Annotated in this window: 21 protein-coding genes, 4 tRNA genes and 1 other RNA gene; 8 read left to right on the top strand and 18 right to left on the bottom strand. The window is 41.0% G+C overall.

The features are described from left to right. Positions 1 to 84: 84 nt before the first annotated feature. From BHU72_RS14275 to BHU72_RS14220, 12 genes are all read right to left on the bottom strand, one after another. Positions 85 to 747 carry a hypothetical protein gene (locus BHU72_RS14275; protein WP_069703296.1) on the bottom strand — a complete coding sequence of 221 codons (663 nt, stop codon included), beginning with the start codon at positions 745 to 747 and terminating at the stop codon, positions 85 to 87. Between the two features lie 437 nt (positions 748 to 1,184). Continuing rightward, positions 1,185 to 1,451: a pro-sigmaK processing inhibitor BofA family protein gene (locus BHU72_RS14270; RefSeq protein ID WP_069703295.1), complete on the bottom strand. Its 267-nt coding sequence runs from the start codon at positions 1,449 to 1,451 to the stop codon at positions 1,185 to 1,187. A gap of 51 nt (positions 1,452 to 1,502) precedes the next feature. Next, on the bottom strand, positions 1,503 to 1,688 hold the full coding sequence (locus BHU72_RS14265) for a DUF2508 family protein (RefSeq protein ID WP_069703294.1): 186 nt from the start codon (positions 1,686 to 1,688) through the stop codon (positions 1,503 to 1,505). Positions 1,689 to 1,821: 133 nt separating this feature from the next. Then, positions 1,822 to 2,418, bottom strand: a complete 597-nt coding sequence (gene recR, locus BHU72_RS14260; RefSeq protein ID WP_069703369.1) for a recombination mediator RecR — start codon at positions 2,416 to 2,418, stop codon at positions 1,822 to 1,824. Positions 2,419 to 2,422: 4 nt separating this feature from the next. Further along, positions 2,423 to 2,731 (bottom strand): YbaB/EbfC family nucleoid-associated protein, encoded by a 309-nt coding sequence (locus BHU72_RS14255; RefSeq protein ID WP_069703293.1) that lies wholly within the window; start codon positions 2,729 to 2,731, stop codon positions 2,423 to 2,425. Positions 2,732 to 2,752: 21 nt separating this feature from the next. After that, positions 2,753 to 4,393 (bottom strand): DNA polymerase III subunit gamma/tau, encoded by a 1,641-nt coding sequence (gene dnaX, locus BHU72_RS14250; RefSeq protein WP_218076156.1) that lies wholly within the window; start codon positions 4,391 to 4,393, stop codon positions 2,753 to 2,755. A gap of 98 nt (positions 4,394 to 4,491) precedes the next feature. Continuing rightward, complete coding sequence (locus tag BHU72_RS14245; protein ID WP_083248502.1) at positions 4,492 to 5,967, bottom strand: PAS domain-containing sensor histidine kinase; 1,476 nt, start codon at positions 5,965 to 5,967, stop codon at positions 4,492 to 4,494. Between the two features lie 257 nt (positions 5,968 to 6,224). Next, positions 6,225 to 6,490, bottom strand: an RNA gene (gene ffs, locus BHU72_RS14240) — signal recognition particle sRNA large type. A gap of 19 nt (positions 6,491 to 6,509) precedes the next feature. Continuing rightward, positions 6,510 to 6,603 (bottom strand) — tRNA-Ser (locus tag BHU72_RS14235). Between the two features lie 71 nt (positions 6,604 to 6,674). Further along, a tRNA-Arg gene (locus BHU72_RS14230) sits at positions 6,675 to 6,751 on the bottom strand. 4 nt (positions 6,752 to 6,755) lie between these two features. Further along, a tRNA-Ser gene (locus tag BHU72_RS14225) sits at positions 6,756 to 6,848 on the bottom strand. Positions 6,849 to 6,911: 63 nt separating this feature from the next. After that, positions 6,912 to 7,002, bottom strand: a tRNA-Ser gene (locus BHU72_RS14220). A 207-nt stretch (positions 7,003 to 7,209) separates the two neighbouring features. Here BHU72_RS14220 and BHU72_RS14215 point away from each other — a divergent pair. From BHU72_RS14215 to tadA, 4 genes are all read left to right on the top strand, one after another. Beyond that, complete coding sequence (locus BHU72_RS14215; protein ID WP_069703292.1) at positions 7,210 to 7,722, top strand: hypothetical protein; 513 nt, start codon at positions 7,210 to 7,212, stop codon at positions 7,720 to 7,722. 130 nt (positions 7,723 to 7,852) lie between these two features. After that, positions 7,853 to 7,999, top strand: coding sequence for a hypothetical protein (locus BHU72_RS15960; protein ID WP_176720505.1), 147 nt, complete (start codon positions 7,853 to 7,855; stop codon positions 7,997 to 7,999). A 12-nt stretch (positions 8,000 to 8,011) separates the two neighbouring features. After that, on the top strand, positions 8,012 to 8,350 hold the full coding sequence (locus BHU72_RS14210) for a cytochrome c-type biogenesis protein (protein ID WP_083248501.1): 339 nt from the start codon (positions 8,012 to 8,014) through the stop codon (positions 8,348 to 8,350). Between the two features lie 18 nt (positions 8,351 to 8,368). Further along, the gene (tadA, locus tag BHU72_RS14205) at positions 8,369 to 8,827 is read left to right on the top strand and encodes a tRNA adenosine(34) deaminase TadA (RefSeq protein WP_069703290.1); all 459 of its coding nucleotides are present in this window, start codon (positions 8,369 to 8,371) and stop codon (positions 8,825 to 8,827) included. A gap of 19 nt (positions 8,828 to 8,846) precedes the next feature. Here tadA and BHU72_RS14200 read toward each other — a convergent pair whose 3' ends face one another. Then, entirely contained in the window at positions 8,847 to 10,466 is a 1,620-nt protein-coding gene (locus BHU72_RS14200; RefSeq protein ID WP_245671922.1) for an N-acyl-D-amino-acid deacylase family protein, read from the bottom strand. A gap of 105 nt (positions 10,467 to 10,571) precedes the next feature. Here BHU72_RS14200 and yqeC point away from each other — a divergent pair, with 105 nt between their 5' ends. From yqeC to BHU72_RS14180, 4 genes are all read left to right on the top strand, one after another. Further along, the gene (gene yqeC / locus BHU72_RS14195; protein ID WP_069703289.1) at positions 10,572 to 11,432 is read left to right on the top strand and encodes a selenium cofactor biosynthesis protein YqeC; all 861 of its coding nucleotides are present in this window, start codon (positions 10,572 to 10,574) and stop codon (positions 11,430 to 11,432) included. A gap of 77 nt (positions 11,433 to 11,509) precedes the next feature. Further along, on the top strand, positions 11,510 to 12,154 hold the full coding sequence (locus BHU72_RS14190; protein WP_069703288.1) for a nucleotidyltransferase family protein: 645 nt from the start codon (positions 11,510 to 11,512) through the stop codon (positions 12,152 to 12,154). 107 nt (positions 12,155 to 12,261) lie between these two features. Then, positions 12,262 to 13,092 (top strand): selenium-dependent molybdenum cofactor biosynthesis protein YqeB, encoded by an 831-nt coding sequence (gene yqeB / locus BHU72_RS14185; protein WP_069703287.1) that lies wholly within the window; start codon positions 12,262 to 12,264, stop codon positions 13,090 to 13,092. Positions 13,093 to 13,129: 37 nt separating this feature from the next. Then, the gene (locus BHU72_RS14180) at positions 13,130 to 14,116 is read left to right on the top strand and encodes an XdhC family protein (RefSeq protein WP_069703286.1); all 987 of its coding nucleotides are present in this window, start codon (positions 13,130 to 13,132) and stop codon (positions 14,114 to 14,116) included. Positions 14,117 to 14,140: 24 nt separating this feature from the next. On the opposite strand, the gene BHU72_RS16035 is transcribed toward BHU72_RS14180, so the two are convergent. From BHU72_RS16035 to BHU72_RS14160, 5 genes are all read right to left on the bottom strand, one after another. Continuing rightward, a complete protein-coding gene (locus BHU72_RS16035) occupies positions 14,141 to 14,296 on the bottom strand; it encodes a hypothetical protein (RefSeq protein WP_218076154.1) in 156 nt (51 codons plus the stop codon). Between the two features lie 40 nt (positions 14,297 to 14,336). After that, positions 14,337 to 14,540: a hypothetical protein gene (locus BHU72_RS14175; RefSeq protein WP_069703285.1), complete on the bottom strand. Its 204-nt coding sequence runs from the start codon at positions 14,538 to 14,540 to the stop codon at positions 14,337 to 14,339. Between the two features lie 229 nt (positions 14,541 to 14,769). Beyond that, positions 14,770 to 15,456 carry a hypothetical protein gene (locus BHU72_RS14170; protein ID WP_069703284.1) on the bottom strand — a complete coding sequence of 229 codons (687 nt, stop codon included), beginning with the start codon at positions 15,454 to 15,456 and terminating at the stop codon, positions 14,770 to 14,772. Between the two features lie 43 nt (positions 15,457 to 15,499). Beyond that, positions 15,500 to 15,745, bottom strand: coding sequence for a GIY-YIG nuclease family protein (locus BHU72_RS14165; RefSeq protein ID WP_069703283.1), 246 nt, complete (start codon positions 15,743 to 15,745; stop codon positions 15,500 to 15,502). A 52-nt stretch (positions 15,746 to 15,797) separates the two neighbouring features. Beyond that, positions 15,798 to 16,616: an alpha/beta fold hydrolase gene (locus BHU72_RS14160; RefSeq protein ID WP_069703282.1), complete on the bottom strand. Its 819-nt coding sequence runs from the start codon at positions 16,614 to 16,616 to the stop codon at positions 15,798 to 15,800. Between the last annotated feature and the right edge of the window lie 12 nt (positions 16,617 to 16,628).

The following is a 16,628-nucleotide window of genomic DNA, read 5'->3' as shown; positions in this document are numbered from 1 at the left end:
AGCATTGAAATATGAGTTAGATTGCTGTGATTATATTGTACACGCTGTACCTCTCGAACACGTAGTTATTATGTGTATGACACATTACCACAAGGCCGATGGCATCCAGCGATGCAAATAGCGTACTTCCAGTTGATTAATGTCTTTATCTCCTAGTTCATTACGAAAACGTTCATCTGCAGTTGTAGCGATGACTGGTATACCCAGTCTGTCTGCTGCTTGTTTTACGATTGTGCTACCTGTCTGTATAAACTCTATATCTGTATGGGTACCAAGATGGCTGTTATTAATAATTCCATCAATCCCCGGAATGCTATGTACATACTCGACTATATCTTCTACAGAACTAGTCATCGGACGTCCTACGTTAATTACACAATAGAGCTTAAGCTCCACATTCTCAGCAGCTCCCTCGATTGTGTCAAGGATCTTTGCCCCTTGCACACCATAACCGATATCCATGATTATGTCACCAGAATGCTGTAATGCCCATCGCATTTCAGGCTTCATCAACACGCCTGTCTCACCAAAACCCATAATTTCCTGAGGATCCCAGGCAATAACACGTAGTCCTTGCTCTTCCAGCTTCCTTTTAATTGGACGTAGGGTATAGAAAGGCTCCACCGTGTCTAAATCCGCTAGGGTCACTTCACGATTGAGTGCTTTTCTCTGCAATGCGCGGTTAATCGCAACTTCGCTTTTACCACTTGCATACTCGCCGATATAGGCCTCAATGATACGATCCATCTTTGCACAACCTTTGCTAAAATTTGACTCTCCACGCCTTAAAAACATATTAACACAAAATATCACTAACGACATAGCACTAAATTACTATTGTAACAGCAATTAGCTTTAATTTTTAGAATATACCGCTTTTTTAATTACACAGGCACAGTTTTCTACTAATACATGCTTAATTACAGTTGCTATAACAGGCTAGCTTTTATAGTACAGGGTTTAAAATTGTATTACACACAATATTGTTCATTTCGGTATTGTTATAATACACATTATAGTTGAGTGGTTGTTATAATACAATAGCTTTTTTGAAAATTATCTTCTGAAACAAAAATCAAGCATTTAATCATGCTTGATTGTAGTATGTTCTATATCGTTTGATTTATGTTTTTAGATTCTCATCATTTCTGAATTCAATTATTTCTGGATTCTTAGTCATTTTACTACATTATAAACAAATGTATACAGAGAAGTGCAAGGAATCCTGGAATCCCTAAGTATCCAGTGATTAATGCCGTAACTGGATTCACTGCGATATGTACATCAAAAGGCGTTGCCACCAGGTTAAAGGCTAGAATTGCGATGATTCCTACAGCTAATTGAAACACGAGACGCGCTATAACCTGTGCTGGTTTAGTAAATCTCTGACCGGCGTAAACAATCGATATTCCTATAAACGCAATGGCTGCTAGCATCATAATTTGATACATTATATGCCCTCCTTATATCTTTGTACTATTCTTATGAGGACAAGGGTATGATTATGATTCTAGTTGCTTCAGTAAAAACATATATCTTTTTTCCGTCGCTAAAATTTTATAAATTGCTGCATCAATGGCATCTTTTTCTGTGGCATATTCATATTGCTTTTGCGCAAGAATCCACTCTTCTTTCGCACAGGCTAATTCTTCGTACAGCTTGGACTTTTCCAGTTCGTTTAGCGACATAAAAAAACCCCTTCCATATTGTTTCTAAACTATAATGCGGAAAGGGTGTTTTTTATGATTAATATTTCAATGTTTAGAAAGATATTTTAGGATATTTGAAGATATTTGAAGGCTATCACTACATTGATAAGTATTATAAGGTCTTTCTACCTTCAATTGCTTTCGCCAAGGTCACCTCATCAGCATATTCTAAATCGCCACCGACCGGCAAACCGTGTGCAATCCTTGTGACCTTGATTCCAAGAGGTTTAATCAACCGCGAAATATACATTGCCGTTGCTTCCCCTTCAATATTAGGATCGGTAGCAAGAATCACTTCTTGTACGCGCTCGTCTGCTAAGCGATGTAATAACTCTTTGATTTTTATATCATCTGGACCGATTTCCACCATTGGGGAAATGGCCCCCTGGAGCACGTGATATTTCCCATGAAATTCCTGCATTCTCTCAATTGCAATAACATCCCTTGGTTGCTCAACGACACAAATCACAGAGACATCACGTTTCGGATCTTGGCATATCTTACATTTAGGAGTATCGCTGATATTTTGGCATTCCTCGCAGAATGTTATATCCTTTTTTACGCTTTCTAGAGCTTTAGCAAATTGAGTGACATCTTTCTGATCCATTCGGAATACGAAAAACGCCAGGCGTTGCGCCGTTTTCGGCCCAATACCCGGCAATCTCATGAATGACTCAATTAGCCTCACCATAGGTTCTGGCAAGTGTATCATTTTAGAATAACCCCGGAATATTAAATCCCTTAGTGTACTTACCCATATCTTTCGCAGCTAACTCATCTGCATTCTTCAATGCTTCATTGACTGCTGTAATCACAAGGTCTTGTAACATTTCGATATCATCAGGATCTACCGCTTCTGGCTTAATTGCTATATCTAACACCTGCTTGTGCCCATTCACAGTACACGTGACAACTCCTCCACCAGCACTGCCTTCAACCGTCTTGGTTGCTAGTTCTTCTTGTGCTTTCGCCATATCCTGTTGTAATTTTTTTGCTTGTTTCATCATTTGATTCATGTTCATTTTGTTTTTCCTCCTGGATTCTTAATCTTTAATGACTACAAATTCCTCGCCAAACATTTCGATTGCTTGTTTGACGCTATCATTTTCTTGATTTTTTTCATCGCTTACATCCTTTGTACCCGCTATTGCCTCATTCCATTCACTCATGAGAATATTCATGATTTGAAACGGCTTTCCTGCCGTCATTTTTTGAATGACATTTTCTACAATCTGGCGATTGGCTGATTGGTCTGAAGTTTCCCGATGAATGGCGTTCTGAAATGCAATTACAATGTAGGTTTGATACACAGCCACTGGTTGACCGTTGATTAACCATGCGTGAAGGGTTACCTTCTCCCGCTTTACATGCTCTAGGATTTCATCCCAATGCCCTTTGATTTTGTCAAAAACCTTTATGTTATTACCTTTGCTAATTTCGATGAGTTTATCTTTCTGTACAGATCCTTGAGAACCTGCCGATAATTTCGGTCGATTTGCATCTTTTACCTGTTGCGTTGCCACAGGCACTCCTTTAGCAATACGCTCTTCGAGTTGGGCTACTTGCTTTCGCAACCCTTCAAGCATTGTATCACTATCCCTTCGAGCCACATCTCTTCTGCACATTTGAATTAGCAAAAGTTCGACAACAACGCGCGGTTGATTGATATATTTTATCTCATAGTCTGTCTTTGCAACTTGTTCGAGCATCGTCATCAGTTCTTGATCTGAATATTTCCCAGCTACTTCGGCAAACCCTTTTTTCAATAGCCCTCTTTGATTCACCTCGGAGATATCCGGTGTCAAAAGCACTAATAACAGGTCCCGACAGAAGTATAACAAGTCTTTGACAAACTGTTTAGGGTCCTTTCCATCACGAATCGCTTGATCATATACACTCAGTGCTGCTGGAATGTTGCGATCCGCAACCTGTTCCATCAAATCGCATAACACTTTATCGTTGACAGACCCCGTCACTTGCATCACATGCTCTTGTATGACCCGATTGTCACCAAATGCTAAAACTTGGTCTAATAAACTCAGTGCATCCCGCAAACCACCTTCCGCTGTAGATGCAATAAGCTCTAGAGCAGCAGGCTCATACTCAAAATTTAGCTCATCACAGATAAAGCGCAGCCTTGCAACAATATCTTCATGATTAATCCGTTGTAGGTCAAAACGCTGACAACGAGATATAATTGTTAGTGGCAGCTTATGGGGCTCTGTAGTGGCTAAGATGAAAATGACATGCTTCGGCGGTTCTTCTAGCGTTTTTAACAACGCATTGAATGCTTCGTTCGTTAGCATATGAACTTCATCAATGATATAGATCTTATAATCTACCTCTGTTGGAGCATATTTCACTTGATCGCGTAAATCGCGAATTTCATCTACGCCGCGATTAGATGCTGCGTCAATCTCCGTCACGTCTAATAACTCTCCGCTGGTAATCGAACGACAGGACGGACACTCATTACAAGGTTCATTCAATGGTTCCTGTTTGCAATTAATCGCCTTCGCAAAAATCTTCGCGATGCTAGTTTTACCTATACCACGCGGCCCAGAAAATAAATAAGCATGGGAAAATTTCTGCTGTAATAACGCGTTTTGCAAAGTTCTTGTGACATGCTGTTGCCCAGTCACATCTGCAAAGGACTGGGGTCTCCACGCTCTATACAAGGCCAAATATGTCAATGCTTTCACCTCAGGGCTTATTTTCTCCATTATACCGATACATGACAAAAAAGTATAGGGCTGTGGTTGTCATATTCGCGCATTGGAAACTACGAGAAAACCGGCAATAAGACACTAAACGTTGTTCCAAAACCTTTCGACGAAACTTTAATTTGACCTCCTAAATCCGCTACAATCCTTTGGCAGACGGAAAGTCCTAGCCCCGTCCCATTATCCTTAGTCGTGAAAAACGGATCAAATATTTTATCGATCATATACGCAGGGATACCCGGTCCACTATCTTTAAAACTAAAGCGAATTGATTTATGATCATCCACGGACTCCACGCAGATTTCAAGCTTTCCATTATCCCCCATAGCTTCTAGGGCGTTTTTCGCAAGGTTTAAAAAAACCTGCTTCAACAACTCCCGATCGACCCTGATGCAATTTGAAATCGAATCAACTTTATAGCAAACTTCAATGCCTTTTAGTAATGCCTCATTAGAGATAATCGGTTGTATAATGTCCATGATTTCTTTCGGCTTACAATCCTCTACCTTTAAATCTCGCGGCTTAGACAAGAGTAAAAACTCATTCAGTAAATTGGTAATCCGCTCAACTTCCCCTAACATGACTTCTGTATAGTACATCTCTTTTTGCATCTGATTGTCTGTTAATGACTTTTGCATAAGCTGTAGAAAGCCTTTAATCGAGGTAATCGGATTTCGGATTTCATGTGCTGTGCCAGCTGCGATTTGTCCAACCATTGCCAGTCGTTCGTTATGTTGAATTTGAAGTTCCAACGATTTTACATTGCTTATATCCTTAATCAGCACTAATACCCCTATGATTTCAGAATTTCTCTTAAGGAGATTCGTATCAATGACAAAGCTATGGAGTTTATCTCCAACCTTCCATGAAACGGTGTGATTGTGAAGTGGGATACCACTTTCTAACGTTTGTTCACCAAAGAAATAATCCTTTGGAAATCCTTTCAGCTTGTCCCGTTTTTGCGCGTTTAACAGTTCTTCTCTGTTAGTGCCATAGAAATTTGCAGCTTGTTCATTTATCTCAATGATTTTCCCTGTCACATCTTGCACTACAAAACCCATCTTTATATCCGTTGTAAGCTTTTCTCTAGCCATCACGATAATGTCTTCCACAACAAAATCTTTAAATGATTCCAAAAGAATCATGATTTCATCCTTACCATCAGCTTTTTGCCTTAATACATCACAATGGATAAAGTAGCGAATATTCGTGACATAAACCTCATGCGCTCCTTGTACCCGTACCTGATGAAGTTCAATCGCCTTATTGACCACGTCATTTTTGTCTAATCCGTTCTGTATCATTTCTAGAAAGTCATAAATATGTTTTCGTTCTTTATCTTCCGGCAGCAGTGAGAGAAAATTAGTGCCTTTAAGATCTTTCAAGGCAAAGCCAGTCCCTTGCAGGAAAGTAGCATTGGCATTTTGAATGATACCCTTAGAATTGATAAGCACAATCCCTTTAGAGCTAGTATTAAATACATCTTTTACCGTTTCCTCATGGATTGGATTGACAAAGCAATTCACCTTTAACATGAGATCCCCCCTGCTCGAATGTATATATGCAATATCTTAATCACAGAACATCTGTATATCTTCTGTATTTTACCGTATATCTTCTATGCATCTATCAGTATAAGATATTCATAACTATCGTCTCTCTGTCTACGTGCGTGCTTGTACGTATCGATTCGACACTTTGATTGTGAATTCCTTCCTAGAGACTTCAAACAAAAAAACCAAACAAAAAAACCTGCTTTCGCAGGTTTACTCTTTATAATATATATGTAATGTCGTGCGCCTGCCTTCGATCGCTATCACCCGTGCGTAACCCAAACAGTTAGCTCAGACCAGGCAACCCTGCGGCACACGAAAAAATTCACTTATCGCTGCTTCCTTCCGGACCTGACGAGGTTCATGACATTCCGTTGCACAGGACCCAATCGTCAACGCCACTTATTTGGGGCAGACCACACGTAATAGGACCTCAGTACAGGCTTCAACCCCGCTATAGCGGATTGCGGGTTACAGGGCACCGCTACCTCCCCGTCTAGCACGACAAACTTTAAACTTTATAATGGCGGAGTGGGAGGGATTCGAACCCTCGAGACGGTTCAACACCGCCTACACGATTTCCAATCGTGCTCCTTCGGCCAGCTCGGACACCACTCCATGTCGCACGATAAACTTTCAAAAACTCTGTTTCGTTCGAATCTTGAATCGAAGTATAATCAGAGTAGTAATGGCGTGCCCTGAGAGATTCGAACTCCCGACCTTTTGATTCGTAGTCAAACGCTCTATCCAGCTGAGCTAAGGGCACATTATGGCGGAGTGTGAGAGATTCGAACTCTCGATACGATTGTAGTCGTATACTCGCTTAGCAGGCGAGCGCCTTCGACCTACTCGGCCAACACTCCATAATGAAAGAAATACATATAAAATTTGAATAATAAAACCAACCCGTAGTGAGTTGGTTTTAATGGCGGAGAAGGTGGGATTCGAACCCACGCACGCTTTAACACGCCTGGCGGTTTTCAAGACCGCTCCCTTAAACCACTTGGGTACCTCTCCATATTATTTGAGGTTATATGATACTTCTCACTCGCAGTTGTTTAACAGCGACAAGAACATCTTATCACATATCAAACAGACAAGTCAACTGTTTTTTTAAACATTTTTTTAAGCTTGGCAAGAAATATTTTCTATCATTTCATGATTATGGTATATTGTAAGGACAAAGCCTATTGCCAATTTCATTGCTTTTGTGAGGAGGTTCGTATGAAGAACAATACAGTTAGTTCTGGTATCTTTGTTATTATCCTTATGTTTGCCATAGTCTATTTTTCAGTATACAACAATCCTGCGAAAGATTCTACAAATCCTTTGAATTTATCGGAGGAAATCGCTGGGTTTCGCTTAGAGAAAGTGGTAAGTGGCAATGCTGCAAAGGTTGAAATCGAACGTCTGCACGGCACACGCTTCCCAATGGAGGATGCTTTTATCTATCATTATAAGCAAAGCAGTCGAGAAGCAACGATATGGATTACTACGACTGATACCCCTGATGAAGCAGCCGAGCAATTTCAAGTCATGAATGAGAAAATGCAGTACAGCCAAGTATTTCTCGACCAGAAAATGATAGGTATCGACAATTATATGATTGCTTATGTCTCCGGGATGGGTATGGATCATTATTATTATGCCGAAGATAATGTGGTAGTATGGATTGCCGTACATAACGACGCACAAGCTGATTATCCGTTTTTACGTGAGTTCTTATCCTATAATTAAACTAGACTATCGTTGCTTCGGTGAAGAGAATGCGACAAAAAAAGTTCACTGTTTTGACACAAATGCTCGTTAATAGATTTTCCGAATTTATGATATAATGTTTAACAGTTTGAAGTATTGGAGGTAAGACATGAAAGCGACAAAGCTATTTTCTCTAATATTCACAGGGGCTTTATTAATTTCTCTATTAAACCCTGGTATGGTACTAGCCGTTGAGGAAGATGTCCCTTATGAAGTATATCGCGATGTTGTTGACTTATTCTTCTCTGTTGATTGAGGCGTTCCTCTAATTGACTGCCCGTCGGGTGGTTCTATACAAAAACGAGAAGAAATTAAACAGTTATTGCGTGAAGGGCACACGAAAGACGAGATAAAGAAACTTTTTGTAAAAAAATATGGAGCAACTGTCTTAATATCACCACCGTTCTCTGGATTTAACTTATTAGTATGGACGCTACCTTTCGTAGGTATTGCGGCGGCAGGGTATTTCATATACCGTTACATTAAAGACCGCGAAGAAAGAATGGCCAATGCACCAAAGGTTTCCAAGAAGAGAACCGAAGAAGACGAAATCGAAGATGAACTATTACGTGCATCCATCGAAGAAGAGATGAAAAAATATCGATAAAAAGGATTAATCGTATCGATGACCGAAAAACATTCGCATTTTATGCAACTTGCAATAGAAGAAGCTAAAAAGGCCGCGGCAATGGGGGAAGTCCCTATTGGCGCGGTTATTGTTCGTAATGGGGAAGTAATTGCCACTGGCTACAATCGTAGAGAAATCGACAAAAACCCTCTGGCCCATGCGGAAATCATGGCAATTGAAAACGCCAGCCAAGTATTAGGTGGCTGGCGCTTATTGGGTTGTACCCTTTATGTGACACTTGAACCTTGCCCAATGTGTGCTGGCGCAATTGTGCAAAGCCGTATCCCGCAATTAGTGTATGGTGCCAAGGACCCCAAAGCAGGGTGTGTAGGTTCCTTAATGAACCTTTTAAATGATCCCCGTTTTAATCATCAGACAGAGGTCATTCAAGGAATTCATCAGGATGAGTGTAGCCAATTATTAAAGGATTTCTTCAAACGACTGCGCAAACCCTAATCAAAGATTATGACGTAGTTTAGCATTGCGTATAATATGTTCTGCGAATCACCTTACCAGCTGGCACGTGGACTTCCGCATCGCCTTCCACTACAACCTCACCATTAATGATTACATAATCAATCCCCATTGGCGCTTGCCTAGAGTCCTCAAAGGTCGCTGTATCTTGAACACCATCTAATGAAAATACTACAAGATCCGCTTTCAAACCCTCACGGATCACGCCACGATCTGAGCAACCGATAATCCTAGCCGGTTGTGAAGTCATGCGTCGAATGGCTTGTTCCAGACCGATGACTTGGTCATTGCGTACGTATTTTGCTAGTATCCTAGGAAACGCACCATATGCTCGAGGATGTGGCTTTCCTCCCAGTAATCCATCGGTACATATGGTCCCCACTGGATGATTCATAATATGCCCAATTGAAGACTCATCCATGACAAAGTCAATCATCCCGACCGCATTTTCTTCCTCTTCTATTAAACGTAGTGCCATATCTGCTGGATCACTCACATTCCTTAACTGGCTAATTTCTTCTATATGCTTTCCGATGCAATCTTGATTTGCCGCTGTTTTTACCGACGTAATGTAAATCCCTTTCCAAGTCGCCCAAGCAGCAATGCTATCCCAACCGCTAAACCCTTCTGCCATTTCTTTCTTTATCCGTTCCCTCGCCGACTTATCTTTCAGGCGATTGAGCATGCTGGACGTACCACCTTCATGTACCCAAGGCGGTAAAATTGCACTTAGCATTGTACTGCCAGCAGTATATGGATATTGATCAAAGGTGATTTCGATTCCCTTTGTGCGGGCCTCGTCAATTTTCTTTAATACAATTGCTGTCTTGTTCCAGTTCTTTTCTCCACAAACTTTAAAATGGGAAAAATGCAGATGTGCTTTTGTGTGTTCCGCAATATTTATAAGCTCCATCATAGACTCTACAATCTCGTCGCCTTCGCTTCGTTGGTGAACTACAAAAGGCACACCATACTCAGCTGCCACCTCGCATAATGCGGTCAATTCATTCGTATCAGCGAAAACACATGGATAGTAAATAAGTCCACTAGATATACCACACGCACCTTGCTCTAGGGCCGTTCTTAACAGCTGTTTCATTGCCGCAATTTCTTGTGGCGTTGCCGCTCTTCCCTCTAACCCCATAGCCTCCATCCGAATGTTGCCGTGGGGAACTAGAAATGCAAGGTTATGGCTAGGCATTACTTGTTCAATACGCTCTAGATAACTTTTTACATCTGTCCAATCCCATTCTATATTCGGCTCTCCATCAAGACCTGCCAAATTTCCTTTCCAATCGGTAACATATTGCTTCGGAAGCGGAGTAGCAGCGATACCATCCTGGCCTAGTAATTCCGTGGTGATCCCTTGTCTAACTTTTGCTGATAAATATGGTTGCTCCAATATATATAAGTCTGAATGACTATGCATATCAATAAATCCTGGGGAAATATAATGCCCTGAAACATCGTACACTGTATGCCCATGCTCAGACGCAATTTTACCTATGTACTGAATACGGTCCTCTGTGATGCCAATGTCTCCATAAAACCAAGGACTTCCCGTTCCATCCACAATTCTCCCGTTTTTCAAGACAATATCAAACACGCGCAACACCTTCACTTTCCCCAATGTTCTATGGATTAAATTTTCTTATCTTCTTTTTCAACTTTGTCGTATGTTTTGATATAATGAATCGAACCGACTACTATAAAAAGGTGTGACAGAGTGAATCTATTAGATTCTTTAGCAATTCCGCAATCAGGGATTTATACTGCTGTAGGAGCTGGTGGCAAAACCTCTCTATTACAAAGCGTTGCCTTGGAACTTTATAACTTGCGCCTACCATTGGTGCTAACAACTACTACGCGGATGCTAGCTCCACAATTACATATCGATACCCATATGCCTTTGCCTACTATTATTATATCAGATGTTGATAAAAGCGCGCGATACATTCAACGTTTTCTTACACACTTTCAATGTGCTGGATGGGGTAAGCGTTACGAATTGCAGAAGGTCGTCGGTCATAGTAAAGAGCATATTGATCAAATCTATCAAACCTTAGCTGATGAGTTCCCGAGCCTTCATTTCCTAGTAGAAGGCGATGGTGCCAACCATCGTTTGTTAAAAGCTCCTGCTGAGCATGAACCAGTGGTACCCGACTTGACAAAGGTTACGCTAGGAGTACTCAGTTTACAAGCGATCGGTATGCCTTTGAATCATGCGATTACCCATCGACTTGCCGAGGTATCCCTTGTTCTTAATACATTGGAGAATTCAATCGTTACACTCCAGGATATCATAGAACTAGCTGTGCATCCGAACGGAATCTTTGCCCGCACCAAAGGCAGAAAAGTCTTAGTATTAAGTGGTGCTAATGCCTGTTGCGGGACTCACACTATTCAAAAATTAGAGCATTCCATCCGCGAAGCACTTTCAAATGCTTACGGACAACATAAATTAAACAGTGTGGAGTCGGACGGTATAGTATTAGACAGTATAGAATTAGACAGTATTGTAATTACCACTGGATTTGGAACTGCTATGCGGCCGCTATCAATTATTACAACCAATCGTCTATTATAACCGCCGCTTCTATTTGATATAAGCATATAGAGTGATCCACTATGCGTCAGACCAAAAAAGTTTAAAGAGGGATTAGGATGAGCAAAACCATCGGCGTTGCTATCATGGCTGCTGGAAATAGTACTAGAATGGGGACACAGAAACTACTGCTACCAATCAAAGGCAAGCCGATGATTGAACATGTTATTAGAACAGTCTTACAGATTCCATGGTCGCAAATCGTGGTAATATGCAATCATGAAACTACCCACCCCGTCCAAGATATACTATGTAGTCTTACGACTACTGAAACTGATGAAGTACTATCTTTACATATGAAGACTAATCAGCCGCTATCTATACACACAGTCTCATCTCACGAAAAGAGTACTTCTGTGAAAATAGCAACTGAGAGCTTCGACCCTCATATAGACGGCTATCTATTCATTCAAGGTGACCAGCCTTTCATAGATAAAGACATACTTCTTGCTATACAGAATCTATTTGATTCGATGAACGATAAAGAACGCAACACCATTATTGCCCCTGTCTTTGCTGGAGAGCGACAGAGTCCAGTTTTATTTGGAGCCGGATGGCGTAAAGAGCTGATGGATTTGCAAGGCGACCTAGGTGGCAGAGCTTTAATGCACATGGCTCAATCTTTTGTCTATGAATTACCTTGGCACGACCATAAGTGTTTTGTAGATATTGATACAGAAATAGAGTACCACCATTGGAAATAAGAAATAAAATGGCATACGGAATAAAAATGGTATAAAGAATAAATTGTACAGGAATAAAAGTGTACATGAACTAGAAGTGGAATATCGAATAAAGGTAGGTGATTCACATGGGATTGTTTAGGAAAAAGTTAATTGTAATTCGAGGCGGCGGTGATATTGCAACAGGAGTTGCACACCGCTTGCATATGGCAGGGTTCTCTGTGATGATCCTAGAAATTCCTAAGCCAACAATGATTCGCCGAACAGTTTCATTCGCGCAGGCTGTCTATGACGGTTCCATTACCATCGAACAAGTAACGGCAAAGCTAGCCTTTGATTGCCAAGATGTTATTAGCCTTCTTAACAACCGACATATTCCTATTCTAATCGATGAACACGCTACTATCCTACGATCACTACCTACTCAATTGTTAGCGAGCTACGATCTGCATGCCGTAGTGGATGCAACTCTATCAAAGAGAAGTCTCGGTCTTACCCGGCAAATGGCACCGATTGTCATTGGCATAGGTCCTGGCTATACGGCTGGACAAGATGTGCATGCGGTCATTGAAACGAACCGCGGCCATTACTTAGGAAAAGTAATTTATAACGGAACTGCGCAAGCTGATACGAAAGTTCCTGGTGATATTCTAGGCTATAGCGTCGATCGTGTCCTACGCGCGCCGCATCATGGAACCTTTTATTGCAGTATAGCGATAGGCTCGCAAGTTGCAAAAGGCCAAACGATTGGATACGTGGACAATACTCCAGTGATATCCTTAATCGACGGTATGCTGCGCGGAGTAATCTATCATGACATTAACGTGGTTAAGGGTATGAAAATAGCTGACGTAGACCCTCGTAGTCAAGAGCAGTATTGTTACACAATTTCTGACAAGGCAAGGGCTGTTGCCGGTGGATTACTAGAAGCAATCCTGTACTTAACAGATATGCCCTGATAATGCATAATTTACTGAAATGGAGAGGTTCAATTCAATGATAACATTCTATGAAGAGCTATATAGTATGTTGAAAAGAGGAGACAGCTTTGTCCTAACATCGATTGTTCGGCGGAGAGGTTCCGCGCCGAGAAACACAGGGGCAAAAATGGCCGTGAAACAAGATGGTTCGATCATCGGTACGATTGGTGGCGGCTCCCTTGAGGGGCAAGTACAAGGTTTGGCGCCAACGCTTTGGGATACCTCCTTTCCTATGCTAAAACATTTCGACTTAACGAGTCCGAATGCGAAGGAACGGAGAATGATTTGCGGCGGTAGCGTTGACGTTTTATTGCAGTTTATTAATGCGAAAAATCCAGCTCATCTCACTGTTTTCGAGAAGATTGTAACGTCCCTGAAAGGGAAGAAAACCGTATCTCTATATCACTTACTCCCAATTACAGGCACTGAAATTTCCCAAGATTCACTTGTCTTACAAGTCGGGAATCCCGCAGAAATGCCTGTTCTCAAGGCTGACGCGTATTGGGTGGATTCGATTGTACCGAATCCTACTGTGTACATCTTTGGCGCTGGGCATGTTAGTCAAAAACTAGCTCCAGTGCTAAAGACGATAGGTTTTGATGTTGTGGTAGTGGATGATCGTCCAGAATACGCAAACTCGACGTTATTCCCTACTTCACAAACGATAGTTGTACCTTCACTAGAAGACTTTTCTAGAGAAATTACCATTTGTGATGGCTGTTATGTAATCATCGTAACCCGTGGCCATCTATATGATATGGCTGTTTTACAGCAAGTCATAGCAAGTGACGCTTGCTATATAGGTATGATTGGCAGTCATCGAAAGAAGCAGGTAATTTATCAAGCACTGATAGAGGATGGTATTGCACAAGAGGAATTAGAAAAGGTTACCTGTCCTGTTGGACTTTCTATTGGGGCAGAGACCCCTGAGGAAATCGCCATTAGTATAGCGGCAGAGTTAATCGCAAAAAAGAGTGAAATGCAAAAAGTGAGTATTCAATAGATACTGCCTAATTTGCGAAAATCACTAGCCCATTACCATACTCTTTCGTAGTGTGGAAAAATGGCGAGCCAAAATTCTCAAGTCTGGTCGAGACACGAGAATCCCGTCCAGACTGTTAGGAAAAATTTCTCTAAATAACTCGTCAATCTCAATTCTGCTATGATTTCCTGCTGTATTCAATAGATGTCCCTTGTTTCTCAGTGAGCCTGTCTTAGCTATCTCACGAGTTTATTTTGCGAAGCTCATTTCTAAAGTAAATGTATGCAAACATTGTAATCGGTAAGTTGAGATAATCTAACGCCCCTGGTTGATTGCCGCGCCAAAACATATATCCTAAATAAAGAAGTGAAACGAGAAAACCAATCCCACCAGCCCAAACCGCTAATGTGTAGATGAGACGTCTAGAATCTTTTTTATCTGACATGTTCGTCCTCCTTCTTAAAAGTTACTCTAACGGATAAGCTTAATGCCCATCCCAGTATTTCTCTGATTACCTGTAAAAAGTCTATTACACAAACAAAAGCCATTACCTGCTCGAAGATTATCTCATAAACAGGTAACGACTATATTTATTTTGATTCATACTATTTAAGTGTACTAAAAGAGTTCGAACAATTCAATCATATAATAATTCGCATCTATTTACTTAGCTTTTAATCGATGGTCGGGTATTCAACGAGTTCCGTCTTTACCCAGAATCTCCATCCGCCACTTGTCGCAATCCTCGTATACTCTCCTTCTTGCTGTTCAATTCTTCCTCGCAAGTCAAATGGTACCTGGCTTGCCTTATTGCGACTGATATCATCAGCGTCTGGTACTTCATAGATGGTAATGCCTTCTTTTAAATATATGTCACCAAGGGTCTGTTTGACATTTTCTTCCGTGATTTTCACTGTTTGTGATTCCCGAATCCAGCCCATATAATTCATAGGGGAGTCATATACTGGTATACGCACGAATAACCATACATCTTGCCCATCAACTATAGCGGCTGATTGTACATCCACTGCACTATAAGACAATACTTCATTGAGATACACACTTTCTTCCCTAGGGATACCCCAAAGTGGAACAGCGTCTATCACTAAACGACGCTTTTCAAGATACTCCACATAGTCGATTACGATTTGTTTACTTTTGTCCTGTTCCTCAAGTTTATGTAGATCACGCTTCAACACATCAATCTCAGCATTTTTTAATAAAATTTCATTTTCTAATTCTTGTATCGCTACCTGTTCGTTCTTCGAATGACTAAGAGGATTCAAACTACAACCAGAGATAAGAGCTGCGGTCAATACACATACAATCGATAGTAATGGAATTCTGTTCGGCTTTCTCATTCCAATCACCCCATGATTTGATTATACCAATCCTTATATCTACTTATATATCATACATGATTAATTCAATCTTGTCATTTCTTGACAGTTTTTTTATCGCATGTTCTCGCCTTAGTGCAGCCTCTTTCGAGTCTAATTGTTCATAATACTTAAGTTCAATAGGCGCCCGTCCACGCGTATATTTCGCACCCTTACCTAGATTGTGTGCGTTGATTCGCTTCTCCAAATCGACGGTCCAACCAGTATAAAGCGTGCCGTCCTTACATTCTACAATATATACATAATACATAGATGCTCTCCGAAGCCTTCCGTCATATAGATGAGTAAAAACCCCAACTAATCTAAGTTTTCTTGATTGACTGAATAAACTGCTCAATCGTTCGATTTGTCTCAATTGGGCGCTCTACATTGGGAATGTGTCCCGCATTAGAAATGACAAATCGTTTAGAATCTGAAATCCTACGGTGTAACTCATGCGCATGTAGAAACATAATTTTAAGCTCTTTTGCGCCATTTATAATCGCTGTTGGCACTTTAATCCGATGTAAGTCTTGTAATGTAAAACAATACATCGCCTTAAGAATCTTATTGAACTCTCTGGCACTATGCTTGCTCACAACATATTTGAAATATGCTTGAATATTCTGCTCGTGATTAACTTTCTCATAGCTTTTCATTAGCCATAAGTATACTGTAGCGAGCCACGCTAATCCCTTACTACCAATGATCCGTACGATAGTTGAAGACAGCCAGTAAGGAGCGAGAACATGCGTAATGATTTTGTCTGGAAGAGTAAGCGACGAGGACGCGATTGCTCCAATCAGAATAAGAGCTTTTAAATTGTCAGGGTAATGGGAAGCATATGCTTGAGCCACTAAGGCCCCCATTGATAAACCGCAGACTATCGGTCTGTGAATGGAAAGTTTCTGTAACAGTTGATACACATCTTTCGCATATAGCTCCATCGAATAATCCAGAGTGCTACCCTTTCCTGTGCGGCCATGCCCTCTGATATCATACACGATAACCTGATTGGTTTTCGAGAAATACTGTACTTGTTCATCCCAAATTTCCGAATCGATCCAAGCGCCATGAATTAGCACTATGGGATTGCCCGTTCCATGAATCTCATAGTACACATCAAGGTCATTGACTGTCATATATGGCATGTC

This window comes from Desulfuribacillus stibiiarsenatis (assembly GCF_001742305.1).
Lineage (GTDB): Bacteria > Bacillota > Bacilli > Desulfuribacillales > Desulfuribacillaceae > Desulfuribacillus_A > Desulfuribacillus_A stibiiarsenatis.
The sequence above is the reverse complement of the archived record's forward strand: the minus strand, read 5'-3'. Positions and strand labels throughout refer to the sequence as shown.

What these genes read in the sequence shown, in the direction of transcription:
- BHU72_RS14275 (WP_069703296.1), bottom strand. Translation starts at nt 747, where the DNA reads ATGGATCGTATCATTGAGGCCTATATCGGCGAGTATGCAAGTGGTAAA.
- BHU72_RS14270 (WP_069703295.1), bottom strand. Translation starts at nt 1,451, where the DNA reads ATGTATCAAATTATGATGCTAGCAGCCATTGCGTTTATAGGAATATCG.
- BHU72_RS14265 (WP_069703294.1), bottom strand. Translation starts at nt 1,688, where the DNA reads ATGTCGCTAAACGAACTGGAAAAGTCCAAGCTGTACGAAGAATTAGCC.
- BHU72_RS14255 (WP_069703293.1), bottom strand. Translation starts at nt 2,731, where the DNA reads ATGAACATGAATCAAATGATGAAACAAGCAAAAAAATTACAACAGGAT.
- BHU72_RS14245 (WP_083248502.1), bottom strand. Translation starts at nt 5,967, where the DNA reads ATGTTAAAGGTGAATTGCTTTGTCAATCCAATCCATGAGGAAACGGTA.
- BHU72_RS14215 (WP_069703292.1), top strand. Translation starts at nt 7,210, where the DNA reads ATGAAGAACAATACAGTTAGTTCTGGTATCTTTGTTATTATCCTTATG.
- BHU72_RS15960 (WP_176720505.1), top strand. Translation starts at nt 7,853, where the DNA reads ATGAAAGCGACAAAGCTATTTTCTCTAATATTCACAGGGGCTTTATTA.
- tadA (WP_069703290.1), top strand. Translation starts at nt 8,369, where the DNA reads ATGACCGAAAAACATTCGCATTTTATGCAACTTGCAATAGAAGAAGCT.
- BHU72_RS14190 (WP_069703288.1), top strand. Translation starts at nt 11,510, where the DNA reads ATGAGCAAAACCATCGGCGTTGCTATCATGGCTGCTGGAAATAGTACT.
- yqeB (WP_069703287.1), top strand. Translation starts at nt 12,262, where the DNA reads ATGGGATTGTTTAGGAAAAAGTTAATTGTAATTCGAGGCGGCGGTGAT.
- BHU72_RS14180 (WP_069703286.1), top strand. Translation starts at nt 13,130, where the DNA reads ATGATAACATTCTATGAAGAGCTATATAGTATGTTGAAAAGAGGAGAC.
- BHU72_RS14175 (WP_069703285.1), bottom strand. Translation starts at nt 14,540, where the DNA reads ATGTCAGATAAAAAAGATTCTAGACGTCTCATCTACACATTAGCGGTT.
- BHU72_RS14170 (WP_069703284.1), bottom strand. Translation starts at nt 15,456, where the DNA reads ATGAGAAAGCCGAACAGAATTCCATTACTATCGATTGTATGTGTATTG.
- BHU72_RS14165 (WP_069703283.1), bottom strand. Translation starts at nt 15,745, where the DNA reads ATGTATTATGTATATATTGTAGAATGTAAGGACGGCACGCTTTATACT.
- BHU72_RS14160 (WP_069703282.1), bottom strand. Translation starts at nt 16,616, where the DNA reads ATGACAGTCAATGACCTTGATGTGTACTATGAGATTCATGGAACGGGC.